We start from the raw sequence: 15,831 nt of genomic DNA, 5'->3' as shown, positions 1-15,831 counted from the left end.
GCCCGGCCGCGCGCTCCGCCGGCGGCCGTGGCCGTTCTGCCGTGTGGGGCAATTCGCGCCACGCGCGAGGATCGAGCCGCCTCTGCGCTCGGCCGGGGCCCCGCGCGCGAAAATCGCCGACCTGTCGGGGGAGCTGCAGCCGCAGGCCTGGCACCCGCGTTGCTTTTCATGACAGCGTACAGCGCCTCCGGGGCGAGCCGCCCCAGGAAGAACCCAGCAGCGCTCCACGCGCCCCACCGAAGGTCCATCATGCACCTGCCCGGAAGAGAGATCCCCTGGAAGGATTTCCTGAACGACATCAAGCAGGAATGTCTCAAGGACAAGATCGACACCGTCGCTGCTTCGCTGGCGTTCTTCGGTGTCCTCGCGATCTTCCCGTTCCTGCTGTTCGCGGTCGCCCTCGCCGGCCTGGTCATCGATCCTGCCGAGTCCGCGCAGCTGATGGGCGAATTGTACCAGGTGGCCCCGCCCGCCGTGGCCAACATCCTGGGCGAGCGCCTTCAGGCGCTCACCGGGGGCCAGAGCCCGGCGCTCCTGACGGTCGGCGCCCTCGGCGCGGTCTGGGCCGCCTCGGGCGGCGTCACCGCGCTGATGGACGCGCTCAACTCTGCCTATGGCGTCGAGGACAGGCGGTCCTACCTCAAGCGCCGCGGGATCGCCCTGCTGGTCACGATCGGCGGCGCCGTCCTGCTGACGGTCGCCTCGGCGATTGCGGTCGCCACGCCGGCGCTCGCCGCGCACCTCGGCCCCTTCGCGACGCTTGTCCTCTGGCTGCGCATGCCGGTGTCGGCGCTCATCGTGATGGCGGTCCTGGCAACCCTCTATTACTTGCTCCCCGACGTCGAGCAGAAGTTCAAGTTCATCACCCCGGGGTCGGTCGTGGCGGTCGTGATCTGGGTCATCGCGTCCCTCGGCTTCTCCTTTTATGTCAGCCGGTTCGGCAGCTACGAGGTGAGCTACGGCGCGCTGGGCGGCGTCATCATCCTCCTCCTCTGGATGTGGATCTCCTCGTTGGCGGTGCTCCTCGGGGCCGAGATCAACGCCATCATCGAGCACCGCTCGCCTGAGGGGAAGCGCACGGGCGCCAAGGACGCCAGCGATGCGGGGGCGGACCTGCCCAAGACTGCAAAGGAGGAGGCCCAGAGCGCCGCGCTCCCGGCCGGCGCCGCGCGCGCCCCGCGCGACGAGAGCTCGGGCAGCGACGCCGCGCTCCCCCACCCCGTCGGCTCGCGCCGGTCGGAGCTCCACCGAGGGAGGGCGTAAGCGACGCCCCTTCACCGCCGAGCCGCGCGGAGCGGGCCTATCTCTCCCACTGGGCCACTGGAGCCACCTTCATGCCAACTCGATACCTCCTCTCCTCGCCATCGCTGCTCGTGCTGCTCGGCTCGCTCGTCGCGGGTTGCCGCGGCGCCCCGAGCGGCGCGCCCGTGGCAGCTCCGCCGGCCGACAGCGCGAAGGGCGCGGAGACGGGGAGCGTGCGGGGCCCGGAGGGCGAGCCGACCGGCGCCGGCGGCGCGCCGGGCACGAGCAGCCCGCCTGGCTGCGGGACCGACAGCCCGATGCTCAAGTACGTCGGGCAGAGCCATGACGAGTGCGCCCGGATCCGCTTCGTGTGCGAGCCTGGCTGGAGCTACTTCAGCGACGACTGCGGCTGCGGCTGCACGAAGCAGTGACCGCCGCCGCGGGGCTCGCGACAAAAACACCTCGCCCTGGGCGGCCTGCGGCATCTAGCATCGGTGCCCGCATGCGCCCCCTCCTCATCGTGAACCCCCGGTCCAGCGGCGGAAAGACGGGCAGGCTCTTCGACGAGATGCTGACGCCCATCCGCCGCATCCTCGGCGACGTCGACATCGTGCGCACGGATCGCCCGCGCCACGCCGTCGATCTCGCGCGCGAAGCCGCGCTCGGCGGGCGCGAGACCGTCGTGGCGGTCGGCGGGGACGGCAGCATCAGCGAGGTGGTGAACGGCCTCATGCAGGCGAGGGACCGGGGCGCCACCGGCACGCGGCTCGGGATCATCGGCGCGGGCACCGGCAGCGATCTCTGCAAGACGCTGAAGCTCACCCGCCGGCTCGACAGCTTTTGCACCGCGATCGCGAGCGGCCACACGCGCCGGCTCGACGTGGGCCGCCTCTCGTACGAGACGCGCGACGGCCAGCGGGCCGACGCGTTCTTCGTCAACGTCCTCTCCACGGGGATGAGCGGCATCGTGGTCTCGCTCGTCAACGAGTCGTCGCGGGTGCTCGGTAACACGCTCGCCTACTCGATCGCCTCGCTCCGGGGCCTCGTCCGCAGCCGCGTCGGCCGGGTGCGTTGCGTGACGACGCTGCGCGGAGAGCGGCGCGAAGAGGAGATCTCGACGCGCATGCTGGGCATCTGCAACGGCCGCTTCTTCGGCGCGGGCATGCAGCTCGCGCCGATGGCGAAGCCCGACGACGGCGTGTTCGACGTCATCGACCTGGGCGCCGCGCCCCACCTCCGCTTCGCGGCCGTGTCGACCGGCATGTACACGGGCTCGCACATCCGCCACCCGGACGTGCGCCACTTCCGGTGCGATAGCATCGAGCTCACGCTCCTGAACCGCGACGTCGAGCAGGCGTTCTTCCTCGACGTGGACGGCGAGCCGCTCGGGAAGCTGCCGATCACGGTCACGCTGGAGCCGAAGGCGATCGAGGTGCTGGCGCCGGGCGATTGAGGGGGTCCGCGAGGGGAGGCGCTGCAGTCGAGCCGGCAGGGCTAGCCGGAATGGGGCAGGCGCGTAGACTGGCCGCCGTATGAGGATCCTGACCTTCGAGTTTCAGAGCGCTGGGCGTGGCTGGACGCTCGAGCCGATGGTGCTCAATGCGTTCAACCTGCTGGTCGGCGTGTCCGGGGCGGGCAAGACGCGGATTGTACGGGCGATCGAACAGGTCCGTGCCGTGGCGCTCGGGGAGAAGGAAGAGGATGAGCTGATCGATGCGATCCGCGGGGCCAGCTTCGCGATCGGCTTCGAGCACGAAGGGCTCACGTACCGCTGGGAAGCCGAGCTGGAGCCGCGCGTCGGGCGAGGGGCAGAAGAGCACGGCGCGCTGCACGCCGAGGAGCCGCCCCTCCTCCGGACCGAGCGCATCCTCCAGGGGGACCGGGCCATCGTGGAACGCTCGCCTGAGCGCTTCCTTCTGAATGGCCATGCACTCCCGAAGCTGGACCGGGCGCAGAGCGCAATTGCCGTCCTCAAGGAAGACCCGCAGATGGCTCCGCTTTACAAGGCCTTTTCGCGCTGCATTCCTCGATCAGCGCTCGAAACGTTGCCGAGCCATGGATTTACGACAGAGACTCACTTCGAGAATCGGCGGGGCAACTACCAATCCGCGGCAGATCTTGGTGCGGACTTCACGCTGCCGCTGCACCACAAGGCCGAGCTTCTCCAGGAGGTGTTTCCAGAGGCGTTCTCCGAGATAGAGGACGCGTTCCGGGAAGCGTTTCCCACTGTCGAGAAGCTCAAGGTCCAGCGCTACTACCCTTTGGGCTCTGAGGCGAGCAAGGAGTTAGGGGGTAGCTACAACCTCGCGCTCACGGCAGCCGAGTCGGGCGTCGATAGCTGGATCTCCTTTTACGACATGTCCTCTGGCATGCAGCGTTACCTCTCCTTCCTTATCCATCTCTCGTTCGCTCCGCCTGGTACGGTGGTGCTCATCGACGAGCTGGAGTCGAGCCTCGGCGTCAACTGTCTTCCTGCCGTGACACGCTTCCTCCTGAGCCGCGCGCCGGACCTCCAGCTCATCCTCACCAGCCACCACCCCTACATCATCGAGCAGATCCCGCCGAGCCACTGGAAGATCGTCACCCGGAAGGGCAGTCGCGTGCGGGTCCTCGACGCCGAGAAAATCCCGGCGATGGCAGAGGAGCGCTCGCACCTCGACCGCTTCACGCGCCTCATCAACCTGCCGGAGTACGAGCACGGGGTCCAGGGATGAACCTCGTCCTCCTCGTGGAGGGTGCCGAGACCGAGCCGAGGGTCTACGAGGCATGGCTCCGACATCGGCTCCCCGCGCTGCATCGCGTGCCCAACGTGGCCGACTTGATCGCCGACGGCTACGTCCTTGTGAGCGGCAAGGGCTATCCCTCCTGTTATCGCAGGATCGCCGGCCTCCTCCAGGACATCGAAGCCAACCCCGGTCGCGTGCAGGAATTCTGGATCTGCATCGACTCGGACGAGGATACATACGAGGCTCGCTACGCCGAGGTCCACCGCGCCGTGCAGGCCGAGCTCCAGGGCACCCGCATGGCGAGGACCAATCCCTCCCTCGAGATCCGCATCATCATCCAGCATTGCTGCATCGAGACCTGGTTTCTGGGGCACGACGGCTTCCTCCGCGCGGGCCCACAGTCACCCCAGCTCGTCGATTTCAAGCGCTTCTACGACGTGAGCGCGGACGATCCCGAGCGGATGGGGACCTATCCGGGCTACGTCACCCGCGCCAGCTTCCACCTGGCGTATCTCAAGGCCATGCTCATCGAGCGCAGTCATCGCTACACGAAGCAGCGCCCAGGCGTTGTGATCGAGCCGTCGTACTTCGACGCGCTGCGGGCGCGTTGCGCGCGCACGGGGCACATCCAGAGCTTCCGGCAACTGCTCTCAGCCTTCGAGGCAGCTGGGGACGCGGGGCTGTAACGCCCATGCGGGCCGCCCCTCGAGCCACCGCCGCATCACCCGCTCCTCACCCATGACGCGCTGCGGAAGCCGCCGTGGCTTCCGATACCCCTGCCCCCTTGTGCCGCTCCCCTCGAGCCCATCGAGCCCGCGCCGCAGCGGTGGTAATGGATCTTTCATGAGCTTCATCGATTCACCTGCCGAGCTTGCCCCGGGTGCCTCCGTGGCCCCCGCTTCCTCCGCCCCCCGGCTGCTCGTCGTCGGCTGCGGCGGCATCGGCGGCATCATCGCTGCGTACCTGTTCGAGCAGGGCCACGACGTCACGGCCTTCACGACGAACGCGCTCATCGCGGACGCCATCAACGCCATCGGCTTCCGGGTGCGCGGCGACGCGAGCCCTGGCACGGTCGGGGGCCGCGCGGTGCGGGAGCTCGGCCCGGACACCCGCCCCTTCGACTACATCCTCCTCGCGACGCAGCCGCCGCAGGTCGAGGAGGCCGCGCGGGACGCGGTCGCGCACCTCGCCCCGACGGGCGCCATGATCTGCCTCCAGAACGGCCTCTGCGAGGAGCGCATCGCGCGCATCGCCGGCCCGGAGCGCACCTTCGGGGGGATCGTCGCGTGGGGCGCCTCGATGGTGGAGCCTGGCGTGTACGACCGCACCTCGAGCGGCGGCTTCGTCCTCGGCCGGCTCGACGGGGCGAACGACCCGCGCCTCGATGAGCTCGCGCGCATCCTCGAGGCGATCGGACCGACGACCGTGACGGACAACCTCGCCGGGGCGCGCTGGTCGAAGCTCGCCATCAACTGCGCCATCTCGTCGCTCGGCACCGTCGGCGGCGATCGCCTGGGCGCGCTGCTCAGGCACCGCTTCGTCCGCCGCCTCGCGCTGGAGATCATGACCGAGACCGTGCAGGTCTCGCGCGCGCTCGGCGTGCGCCTCGAGAAGGTCGCAGGGACGCTCGATCTCGACTGGATCGCGCTCACGGACGCCGAGCGCTCCGCCGTGGGCTCGCCGGGGCTCTTCGCGAAGCACGCGCTGCTCCTCGCGGTGGGCGCGCGCTTCCGCCGCATGCGCTCCTCGATGCTCGCCGCCATCGAGCGAGGCCGCCCGCCGGCCGTCGACTTCCTGAACGGCGAGGTCATCGAGCGCGGCGCGGCGCTCGGCATCGCGACGCCGATCAACGCCGCGGTCCGCGAGGAGGTGCTCGCGATCGCGGCGGGCAAGCGCAAGCCGAGCCTCACGCTGTTGCGCGCGTTCTTCGACCGGACGCGCGAGCTCGTGGGAGCGCCGTCGTCCATGCGGCCCCCGCCGCCGGCGACGCCGGCCGAGCCGCCCGCGGCCGCGCCGTACGAGCCGCCCGCGGTCGCGACGAACGCACAGGCGGACGCGTCGGGCGAGCCGCTCGCGACCGCAACGAACGCACAGGCGGACGCGTCGGATGAGCCGTCCATGCCAGCAGCGAACGTCCAGAGCGATCTCAGGGACGCGTAGACAAGCACCGAGCAGCTCGGCGACAGAACACCGACAAGCAGACGAGCAGCCGAAGGACACCGACACGTGTCCTGGCGCGCCTGGCGTCGTCGCGGATCGAGCTCACCGCGCCGTCGCGGCACGAACTCTTTGTCGCGCCGCCGCGTCGAAGTTCGGTAGCATCGGGCGTCTCTTCCTGCGGATCCCGAGAGATCCCTCGACGAGGAACCCTCGCATGACGCACCTCTCCCTCGCCCTCTCCTCCCGGCGCGGCGCCGCGCTCCGCGGCGCTTCCCTCGTGCTGCTCGTCGCGCTCGCCGCGTGCGGCGACGACGGAGGCGGCGGCGGCAGCGGGGCCGCGGGCGGCGGCGGCGGCGGCGAGGGCGGCGGAGGCGGCGGCGTGGTCATCGAGGAGCCGAACCGATTCCGCCTGCGCATCGACGACGCCGAGGTCCCGTCCGTCGTGCTGGAGCTCGACAAGCAGAAGGCGCTCCAGGTCTTCGGCGAGGACGGCGCCAAGCAGATCACGATCCTCGACGTGGACACCACCGGGCTGCTCCGGAACGCGCTCGAGCAGATCCAGAACGCCTGTGGTACCTCGTGGCAGAACGACAGCCCGGACCCGGGCCATAACTGCTCGCTCACCGAGCTCGGCCAGAGCTTCGGGATCGAGTGGCAGAACTCCCCGGAGTTCGCGCTCGTCCGGCTGCTCAGCATGACGCCCGCCAACGCCAATGTGAAGGGGACGTCGCTCGAGGGGCTGCAGGCGATCTTCCAGGAGAATCCGGGCACCTTCGCGTTCGACTTCGCCGACGTCCTCGCCGACAGCATCACCCTCGATCTGGCGGTCCAGCCGGATCCGACGGCCGTGCGCAGCAACCGGACGGCCCCCTTCGTGCCGATACCCAAGCTCATCCTCGCCCTCCAGCAGCAGCTGCTCGGCACGCACCCGGCCATCGCCAGTCCAGATGGCTTGAGGATGCCTGTCAGCCTCTACGAGGCCCTGGTCGATCTCCAGCCGCTGTCCGAGAAGCTCGGCCCCAGCGGGGATCATCCAGGCGTGCTCGTGCGGGACGATGAGACGTTCACGACGAAGAGCGATGTCCTCCTGCCCGACTTCCAGATGCGCGTCGTCGCCGAGTCCGGCCTGCGCAGGGTCTCGGGGGTCGATCTCTCGAAGGGCGGCGGTGACATGTTCCTCCGGGACGGCGACGCGCCGCTCCGGTTCGACTTCACCGACCCGGAGAAGCTCCAGATCAGCGGCATCGCCGCGACACCGACGATCGATATGCGCATCTCGCTGCGCGAGCTGCCCGCCAAGGTGAAGGCGTGCATCGAGGCCGACGCGCCCGCCTGCAAGGAAAACCGTCCAGACATGCCGGTCGGCGCCGACACGGTATGGTCCACCCCTCCATTCATGATGGAGCACATCGTAGGCAAGGCGGCTTATCTCACGTATAGCGAGCGCGTGCCCTTCACAGGGTGCTACTTCCGCCTGAGCGGGACGTGCCGGGTGGGCGTGACCATCGGCCAGAACGGCGACCCGCGCGGCTGGACGGCCTTCACCGACCTGGTTTCCGACCAACCGCCCCCGATACCGCCGTCGCAGTTCTTCTGGGAGCTGCTCACCGAGGTCGGCCAGGTCGCCATCCACGATCCCACGGGCGACGGCAGCCCCGAGATCCCCGAAGGCGCCGCCCAGCCGGTCTTCGCGCTCCACAACGTCGGCATCGGCCTTACCGCCGACGAGATCGTGGCCGACCTCCGCCCGACCCTGCAGAGCCAGGCCAACGAGATCGCGGAGATCATCCTGGGCCGTTACTGGATCAACAACGACGGGCTCGACTTCTTCTACGGCCGCGGCGCGCCCGACGGCGCGCCCACCTTGTTCTTCGTCGCCGAGGACGACCTCCGGCCTTCGGATCAAAGCTCGGAGGCCCCTCGCGCCTACACCTACGAAAGTCCCGGCTTCTTCACGAGCCCGGATCTCAGCGAGGCGAGCAAGGTCTCGACGAAGGAGCTCGACGGCGTCGACGACACGACGCACGAGAAATACAGGCTGCCGACAGGCGAGACCACGCTGTACATGCAGGACGACGAGGGCGCCGTCTACGAGGTCCGCTTCTACGTGCCCGAGAGCGACGATCCGGTGGAGATCACCGCCGACGTGGAGAAGCTCTGATCATGGAAGCGCGAGACCGCACCCGCCCCGCCGCACCCGCCGCCCGCCGGCTCTCCCGGCTCGGCCCCCTGGTCGCCGCCGCGCTCTCCTCTGCGCTGCCCGGCTGCGTCGAGGCCGTCACGGTGGAGCAGGCGCCGCCCCCGCCGGCGCTCGGCATGAACGAGAGCCGCACCCTCACGCTCGAGTTCCTGCGGTTCGACGCGAGGGGCTTCGCCAAGACGCTCACGCTCGACGAGCTCAAGGCCATTCCGCGGCCCACCCTCGAGGGGATATGGCTGCTCGATCTCGACATCTCGACGCTCATCGAGAACGCGCTGCTCAAGGTCATGTACATGCCCCCCGCGGAGATCGCGGCGCTCCCGCCGGCGTCGCGGAACCTCGTCGGGCTCCTGAACATGACGCCGGAGAACGCCGACCTCCGCGGCACGAGCCTCGAGGGCCTGCTCGGGGTCGGCAACGCCGTCGGGCTCTCGACGTCGAAGATCCTCTCGGACCTCACGGGCGCGGCCGGCAACGAGCGGCTCATCCCCGTCCAGATCACCTCACAGGCCGTCCTGGAGAACCTGGTCAGCACCCACCCGAACACCCAGCACCGGAGAGGGCCGCCGAACGACGAGCACCCGGACGGCGTCTACCCCGTCGCGCCGCACTCCATCCCCGTCACGCTGTACGACGTCGTCACCGATTTCGCCGGCCTCGCCGCGCAGTTCGGCCCGACGCCGCTCGATCCCGACGACCCGGGCGGCGCGGAGCACCCCGGCTTCATCAAGGCCGCGTCGGGGGTGAAGGCGGCCCTCGACGACTTCACGATGACGGTCCGCGTCGACGTCAACGCCCTGCCGTACAAGGGGGTCGACGCCACGATGGCCGACGTCGCGAGCGTCAACAGCACGCCCGGCCAGATAGACACCCTGTTCGATTTCAGCCAGGAGGACTGGCTCGTTCTGGACAACCTCGCCAGGAACCTGAGCATCGGCGAGCTGACGCTGGCCATCCCCGAGAACGCGATGCTCCTGCCGGGCGGCACCAGCCGGGAGCCCGCGCCGCGCGGCAACTCGCCCGTGTGGGAACAGCCGCTCTGGGAGTTCGAGCACATCCTCGCCCGCGCGGGTGAGCTCAGGGCAGCGCAGATCGAGGATCACTGCTCCAGCTACGCGCCCGCGGGCACCTCGACGAGCGACTTCGAGGCCGTGAAGGTCTGCATCGACGAGAGCGGGTGGACCGAGATCAGCGTCGACGAGAGCGTCGTCCTGGAAGACCCGCCTCCGGCGCCGTCCTACTTCTGGGACATCCTCCTCGACGTGGCCCAGGCGCGGCTCCATGACGGCGGCCTCGCCGAGGGGGAGGCCGACCTCGAGGTGACCCTGCGCGACGTGCCGGTCGGCGTGAAGACCGAGGATCTCGTCGCGAGCATCAAGAAAAACCTGGCGAGCGATCCAGCGGTCCTCAAGGACATGGCGCTCGAGCTCAACAACAACGCCGCCGGCGACGCGGACTTCTATCTCTACCAGCCGAGCACCGAGAGCGGCGTCGCCGGCCAGCGGGATTACCTCTACTTCGTCGCGCCCGACGACATCCGCAAGGACGCGGACGGCGTGCGCGTGCGCGACTATGCGTACGAGAGCCCTGGCTTCTTCTCCGACCCCGCGCTCGAGAAGAAGGTGTCGACGACCGAGGAGATCGACGGCGACGCGCTCCACGAGAAGGTGGAGGTCAAGGCGGGAGATACGCTGTACTTCGCGGACGACGAGGGGCACCGCTACGAGATCAGGATCGGCGACAAGCCGAGCCCCCATCGCCTCTCGCTCACCCTCACCCGGATCCAGTGATCGGCCCCCCCACCGTGAGGACCCGTCTCATGCAAGGAGCTCTGCCGCCCCCGCGGCCCCGCGCCCGTGCGCGTCAACGAACACGACGTGAGCTCGCCGCGCTCTCGCTCGCGACAGGCCTCGTCTGCCTGACGGCGCGGGACGCGCACGCCTCGGGCATCGACGCGCCCTGGGTGACGAGCGGCCTCTCGGGCCCCACGACATCCGACGCCGCGGCGGTCTACTGGAACCCGGCCGAGCTCGCGGGTGTCCAGCGGCCGGAGCTCGTCCTGGGCGCGGGCCTCATCGTCGGCCACGCGACCTACCAGCGCGAGCGGCGCGGCACGTACCAGACGCCGGACACGCTTCAGTTCAAGCTCCCGCTCGATCCGGCGAACGTCGACGCCAGCAAGCGCGGCCGCGCCGAGGAGGTGTCGACGACGCCGATCGCGCCGACGGGCAACGCCTTCCTGGCGATCCCGGTCCTGCCGAACCGCCTGACCGTGGGCGTCGGCCTGTACGTGCCTTATGCCGCGGCGCTCAGCTTCCAGGACGGCGCGCAGCGCTGGCAGCTCCGGCAGGCGTTCATCGTCTCGACGTCGCTCACGGCGGCCGCCGGGCTCAAGCTGACCGACCAGGTCTCGCTCGGCGCCGGCGTGTCCTACGTCAGCGGCCTCGCGGAGCTCTCGAAGGTGCAGGACTTCGGGAGCCTCAAGGAGTTCCACGACGGCCTCGACTACCTCAAGCAGGACAACGACTTCGGCCCGAACACGCCGTCCGAGCTGCGCGAGCTCGACGTCCTCGCGCGATCCATCTCGATCAAGGAGGCCCTGTCGCACGGCGCCTCCTTCCACCTCGGGCTGGCCTTCAATCCCAACAAGGACCTTCGCTTCGGCCTCACGTACCAGCACAGCGCCGCGATGCGGTACAAGGGCAAGTTCGCCATCGACATGAACCACCCGTTCTTCACGCAGGACCTCGCCGAGCAGGGCCTGCGTTACAAGCCGCTGGTCGAGGGCGACGTGGAGCTCTCGTTCACGCTCCCCAAGCGGCTCACCGCCGGCGTCGGCTACCGGGTGAACGACAAGCTCAGCCTCGATGGGCTCCTCTCGTACGTGCTCTATTCGGACATCGAGGCGTTCGTCGTCGAGGCCTCCTCTCCGGACCTCGCCCAGCCGAAGCTCGGGATCACCGATCGCGTCACCGTGACGCTGCCGCGCAGGTGGAACGACACGGTGTGGGCGGAGATCGGCGCCAAGTACAAGCTGAGCGAGGCGCTTCTCGCGACGGCGTCGGTCGGGTATCAGTCGGCGGCCTCGCCGGACAGCACGATCGACGTGGCCTCGCCCGACAACCACCGGCTGATCGGGGACGTCGGGGGTGTCTTGAAGCTCAGCGATCGCGTGTCGCTCTCGGGCGACGTCCGCGTGCAGGGCATCCTGCCGCGCACGGTGACCGGCTCGGATTACGACCTCGGCAACGGGAAGTACTCGCTGGTGCTGGCGACGGTGGGCGGACACCTCAAGTTCGTGTTCTGACGGCGATTCGCTGACCACCGGCGGCACGACATCGTTGGGCAACGGCTCTGCGGCGCCGAACCGCTTTCAGGTGCCCGGCGCGAGTACATAGGAAGCGCCATGCACGTGCTGGACCTCGTCGAGGATCGGTTCGAAGTCGAGCGTTTCGCCGCCTCCGGCGGGATGGGGGACGTGTACCGCGCGCGCGATCGGCGGTCGGGAGAGGCGATCGCGCTCAAGGTCCTGCAGGGCGCCAGCGAGCGCGATCTGCGCCGGTTCGCGCGAGAGGCGGAGGCGCTCGTCACGCTGCGGTTGCCCGGCGTCGTGCAGTATGTCGCGCACGGCGTGACCGGCGCAGGGCAGCCGTACCTGGCCATGGAGTGGCTCGAAGGCGTCACCCTGGAGGAGCGGCTCGCCGAAGGACCGCTGACGTTCGACGAGAGCGTGACGCTGGCCGCGCGCGTGGCGGAAACGCTTGGCGCCGTCCATGGCCTCGGCATCGTTCACCGCGACCTCAAGCCGAGCAACCTGATGCTCGTCGATGGCGACGTCGAGCGCGTCACGCTGCTCGACTTCGGTATCGCGCGCAATCTCCGGATCGAGCTGAGCCTCACGTCGCCCGGAGCGCTCCTCGGAACGCCCGGGTACATCTCCCCCGAGCAGGCGCGCGGCGACTTGGCCGTCGACGCCCGCGCCGACGTGTTCGCGCTCGGATGCGTGCTGTTTCACTGCCTCGCCGGGCGCCCGCCGTTCCTGGGCGGCAGCGTGCTCGCGCTGCTCGTGAAGGTCGTCCTGGAAGATCCACCGCGGCTCGGGGAGCTCCGCGGCGACATCCCCGAGCCGCTCGAGCGCCTGGTGACGCGGATGCTGTCGAAGGAGGCAGCGCAGCGGCCGCGCGACGGCGCCGCCGTCGCAGCGGAGCTCGCGGCGCTGGCCGACGGGCGCCCCGGCGGAGCGGGCGCCGTCTCGGCGCCGTCCGCGTCGAGCGAGGCGATCACGACGGCCGAGCGCAGGGTCATGTGTGTCATTTTGACCGCCAACGGCACAGACGAGACAGACGCCACGCACTCGGACGCCGAGGGCGCCGCGCGGACCCAGGCGCTGCGGGACATCGTGGCGCGCCACGGCGGGAGCCTCGATGTGCTCCAATCGCGCTGGCTGCTCGTCGCGCTGTCGGGCGCCGAGTCCCCGACCGACCTCGCGGTGCGAGCGGCCCACTGCGCGCTCGCGCTCCGGACGGTGCTTGGCGGCGCACCGATGGCCGTCGCGACGGGGCTGGCGGAGATCGAGGGGAGGTTGCCTGTCGGCGAGCTCGTCGATCGCGTGGCGCAGCTCATCGCCGGGCGTGACGGCCCGCCGCCCTCGGGCATCCGGCTCGACGAAGCGACGGCGAGCCTGCTCGTGAGCCGCTTCGATACGGCGCGCGAGCCCGAAGGATGCTGGCTTCGCGGCCCCAAGGCGGAGCCGGACACTGTCCCCAGGTTGCTCGGGAAGCCGACGCCCTGTGTGGGGCGCGAGCGCGAGCTCTCTCAGCTCGCGGCCGAGTGGCGCCACTGCGTGGACGAGGGCTCCGCGAGCGCCGTGGTCGTCGTGGGCGCCCCCGGCCTTGGCAAGTCGCGCCTCGCCTGGGAGTTCCTCCGCGCCCTCGAGGAGCAGCGCGAGGCCGCCGAGATCTGGATCGGCAGGGCCGATCCGATGGCGGCCGGCTCGGCGTTTGGCCTGCTGTCCCAGGCGCTCCGCCGCGCCATGCGCATCCTCGACGGCGAGCCGCTGGAGGTGCGGCGGAGCAAGGTGCGCGACCGGGTCGAGCAGCTCGGGAGGCTCGGGGCCAAGCGCCCGCACGTCGCGGCGTTCCTCGGCGAGCTCGTCGGGACGGCGTTCCCCGACGAAGGCGACGTGCAGCTCAGCGCGGCGCGGCAGAACCCGATGCTGATGGGTGATCGCCTCCGCGAGGCGTTCGTGGACTTCGTCAAGGCCGAGTGCCAGCGGCAGCCGGTGCTCGTGGTGCTGGAGGACCTCCACTGGGGCGATCTGCCCACGGTGACCTTGATCGACGCCGCGCTCCGGCACGCCAGGGACCTGCCCTTGTTCGTCCTGGCGCTCGCTCGTCCTGAGGTCGACGAGCTCTTCCCGGCGCTCTGGAGCGAGCGCCACGGCCTCCGGCTCAGCCTCGCTCCGCTGCCCCGGCGCGCGGGTGAGCGGCTCGTGCGGGAGGTGCTCGGAGGAGGCATCGGCGCCGAGCAGATCGAGAGGCTCCTCTCCTGCGCCGAGGGCAACGCGTTCATGCTGGAGGAGCAGATCCGCGCGGTCGCCGAGGGCAGGAGCGCGGGCACGCCCGAGACGGCGCTCGCCATGGTGCAGGCGCGGCTCGAGGCGCTGGATGTCGAAGAGCGGCGCGTCCTGCGCGCGGCGAGCGTCTTCGGTGAGACGTTCTGGCAGGGTGGAATCGCCGCCCTCGTGGGGGGCGCGCCGGTGGCGCCGCGGCTGGGCGAGCTCGCGCGGCGGGAGCTCATCCTGCGGCGCCACGAGGCGCGTGTCGCAGGCGAGGTGGAGTACGGGTTCCGCCATGCGCTGGTCCGGGAAGCCGCGTATGGCATGCTCACCGAGCGTGACCGCCGTGTCGGCCACGCGCTCGCGGGCGACTGGCTGGAACGGACCGGCGGCGCAGACGCGATGGCGCTCGCGGAGCACTTCGAGCTCGGCGACGCGCCGGCGCGGGCGGCGGAGGCGTACCTGCGCGCCGCGGAAGAGGCGCTTCGCGGCAACGATCTGCGCACGGCGGTGGAGCGGGCCGACCGCGGCATCGGCTGCGGCGCCGCTGGAGAGACCGCGGGCAGGCTCCGCCGAGTTCAGGCCGAAGCGCATGTATGGAGCGGCGATTCCACGCTCGCCGTGGAGCGAGGCCTGGAGGCGATCGAGCGGGTCGAGCGAGGCTCGACCACATGGTTCTCAGCCATCGAGCAGCTGTGCCTGGCCTCGTCCAAGCAGGGATCGTTCGACGCGCTGGAGCGATGGCTGGCCATGGCGGCGGATGCGCCAGCCGCAGGCAACGCTCAGTGCGTCAAGCTCACGTGTCTCAGCGCCGGCGCGATGATGCTGACCATGAGTGGGCGTTATGCCGAAGGGGACGCTCTGATGGAGACCGTCGAGCGCGCTCTCGCAAGATCAGGGATACAGGACCTGGAGGTGATTGGACGCCTCCACGACGCGCGCGCGTGCTACGCGATGTGCACTGGTGACCTCAGCGCCGCCGCGAACCGCCTGGAGACCGCGCTGTCCGCCTTTGACCAGGCTGGCGATCGTCGCAATACCTGCAGCGCCCGAGCAAATCTCGGCTTTTTCTACGCGGAGCTCGGCGACTTCGAGAGGGCGGAGTCGTTGCTGCGCGCATCCAGGGACGAAACCGACCGGTTGCAGCTCTGGGATCTGAAGATCGTCGTGGAGTCGAACCTCGCGCAGATCCTCACGCATCGCGGGCAGCTGGCCGAGGCGCGGAGGCTCGCAGAAGCAGGCGCCACGCCGAGCCGGGAAGCGAGCGGCGCGCGTGTGGAGATGATGTCCCGCTGCTGCCTCGGGAGGATCGCCCTCGCCGCCGGCGATCTCGAGACCGCCGAGCGCGAAGCGCGCGCTGCCATCTCGCTCGCTCCCGGCATACCGACGCTCGGCGTGCAGGCCTTTGCGGTCCTCGCGCGCGCGCTGCTCGGACTCGGCCGCATCGACGACGCAGTCCGGACAGCAGCCGACGCCAACGCCACGCTGGAGTCGTTCGGAACCATCGAAGAGGGCGAGTCGTTCGTCCGCCTGACCTGCGCCGAGGTGCTCTCCGCGAGCGGTAGGCACGACGAGGCCGCCGCCGCGATCAGCGCGGCCAGGACGGCCCTGCTCGCGCGCGCCGAGAAGCTCGGCGACCCGGCCTGGCGCGAGCGCTTTCTCGAGCACGTCCCCGACAACGCCCGCACGCTCGAGCTCGCGCGGCGGTGGCTCGGCGGCTGATCCTCGCCGTGCAAGGCGTTTCTCTCTTGGTGGAGGGGAGTGGGGTTCAGGACGCTCTCATCGGATGATGAGTTCACGTCGTGGCTGTTCGCCGCGAGCCGGCGCGCTGTTCTCCGCGAGGAACAGGTGTCTCCTCCAGAGAGACAGGGGGCTCGGCAGCCTCGTGCTCAGCTCCGGAGACAGGGGAACGATACGCCTCGTTTTCGGCGCAAACGCGGGAGCTC

Annotated in this window: 10 protein-coding genes; all 10 read left to right on the top strand. The window is 70.1% G+C overall.

The window, feature by feature from the left end; translation table 11 throughout:
• Positions 1 to 249 precede the first annotated feature (249 nt).
• Positions 250 to 1,263, top strand: coding sequence for a YihY/virulence factor BrkB family protein (locus WMF39_RS46975; protein WP_437742943.1), 1,014 nt, complete (start codon positions 250 to 252; stop codon positions 1,261 to 1,263).
• Between the two features lie 71 nt (positions 1,264 to 1,334).
• Positions 1,335 to 1,673 carry a hypothetical protein gene (locus WMF39_RS46970; protein WP_437742942.1) on the top strand — a complete coding sequence of 113 codons (339 nt, stop codon included), beginning with the start codon at positions 1,335 to 1,337 and terminating at the stop codon, positions 1,671 to 1,673.
• A 71-nt stretch (positions 1,674 to 1,744) separates the two neighbouring features.
• Positions 1,745 to 2,695 (top strand): diacylglycerol/lipid kinase family protein, encoded by a 951-nt coding sequence (locus WMF39_RS46965; protein WP_437742941.1) that lies wholly within the window; start codon positions 1,745 to 1,747, stop codon positions 2,693 to 2,695.
• Between the two features lie 79 nt (positions 2,696 to 2,774).
• On the top strand, positions 2,775 to 3,956 hold the full coding sequence (locus tag WMF39_RS46960) for an AAA family ATPase (RefSeq protein ID WP_437742940.1): 1,182 nt from the start codon (positions 2,775 to 2,777) through the stop codon (positions 3,954 to 3,956).
• Positions 3,953 to 4,654, top strand: a complete 702-nt coding sequence (locus WMF39_RS46955; RefSeq protein ID WP_437742939.1) for a hypothetical protein — start codon at positions 3,953 to 3,955, stop codon at positions 4,652 to 4,654. The genes WMF39_RS46960 and WMF39_RS46955 overlap by 4 nt, the downstream gene beginning before the upstream one ends.
• 157 nt (positions 4,655 to 4,811) lie before the next feature.
• Positions 4,812 to 6,128 (top strand): ketopantoate reductase family protein, encoded by a 1,317-nt coding sequence (locus WMF39_RS46950; protein ID WP_437742938.1) that lies wholly within the window; start codon positions 4,812 to 4,814, stop codon positions 6,126 to 6,128.
• A 214-nt stretch (positions 6,129 to 6,342) separates the two neighbouring features.
• Entirely contained in the window at positions 6,343 to 8,289 is a 1,947-nt protein-coding gene (locus WMF39_RS46945) for a hypothetical protein (protein WP_437742937.1), read from the top strand.
• 2 nt (positions 8,290 to 8,291) lie between these two features.
• A complete protein-coding gene (locus WMF39_RS46940) occupies positions 8,292 to 10,118 on the top strand; it encodes an acetyltransferase (protein WP_437742936.1) in 1,827 nt (608 codons plus the stop codon).
• 29 nt (positions 10,119 to 10,147) lie between these two features.
• The gene (locus tag WMF39_RS46935; protein WP_437742935.1) at positions 10,148 to 11,635 is read left to right on the top strand and encodes an OmpP1/FadL family transporter; all 1,488 of its coding nucleotides are present in this window, start codon (positions 10,148 to 10,150) and stop codon (positions 11,633 to 11,635) included.
• Positions 11,636 to 11,734: 99 nt separating this feature from the next.
• Positions 11,735 to 15,607 carry a protein kinase domain-containing protein gene (locus tag WMF39_RS46930; protein ID WP_437742934.1) on the top strand — a complete coding sequence of 1,291 codons (3,873 nt, stop codon included), beginning with the start codon at positions 11,735 to 11,737 and terminating at the stop codon, positions 15,605 to 15,607.
• The last annotated feature ends 224 nt before the right edge of the window (positions 15,608 to 15,831 follow it).

Source organism: Sorangium sp. So ce1504, assembly GCF_051521635.1.
GTDB lineage: Bacteria > Myxococcota_A > Polyangia > Polyangiales > Polyangiaceae > Sorangium > Sorangium cellulosum_B.
Note: the sequence above shows the minus strand (reverse complement) of the source record. Positions and strands in the feature narration are given on the sequence as shown.

Excerpts from the sequence above, each read along its gene's own strand:
- WMF39_RS46975 (WP_437742943.1), top strand. The coding sequence starts at position 250 with ATGCACCTGCCCGGAAGAGAGATCCCCTGGAAGGATTTCCTGAACGAC.
- WMF39_RS46970 (WP_437742942.1), top strand. The coding sequence starts at position 1,335 with ATGCCAACTCGATACCTCCTCTCCTCGCCATCGCTGCTCGTGCTGCTC.
- WMF39_RS46965 (WP_437742941.1), top strand. The coding sequence starts at position 1,745 with ATGCGCCCCCTCCTCATCGTGAACCCCCGGTCCAGCGGCGGAAAGACG.
- WMF39_RS46960 (WP_437742940.1), top strand. The coding sequence starts at position 2,775 with ATGAGGATCCTGACCTTCGAGTTTCAGAGCGCTGGGCGTGGCTGGACG.
- WMF39_RS46955 (WP_437742939.1), top strand. The coding sequence starts at position 3,953 with ATGAACCTCGTCCTCCTCGTGGAGGGTGCCGAGACCGAGCCGAGGGTC.
- WMF39_RS46950 (WP_437742938.1), top strand. The coding sequence starts at position 4,812 with ATGAGCTTCATCGATTCACCTGCCGAGCTTGCCCCGGGTGCCTCCGTG.
- WMF39_RS46945 (WP_437742937.1), top strand. The coding sequence starts at position 6,343 with ATGACGCACCTCTCCCTCGCCCTCTCCTCCCGGCGCGGCGCCGCGCTC.
- WMF39_RS46940 (WP_437742936.1), top strand. The coding sequence starts at position 8,292 with ATGGAAGCGCGAGACCGCACCCGCCCCGCCGCACCCGCCGCCCGCCGG.
- WMF39_RS46935 (WP_437742935.1), top strand. The coding sequence starts at position 10,148 with ATGCAAGGAGCTCTGCCGCCCCCGCGGCCCCGCGCCCGTGCGCGTCAA.
- WMF39_RS46930 (WP_437742934.1), top strand. The coding sequence starts at position 11,735 with ATGCACGTGCTGGACCTCGTCGAGGATCGGTTCGAAGTCGAGCGTTTC.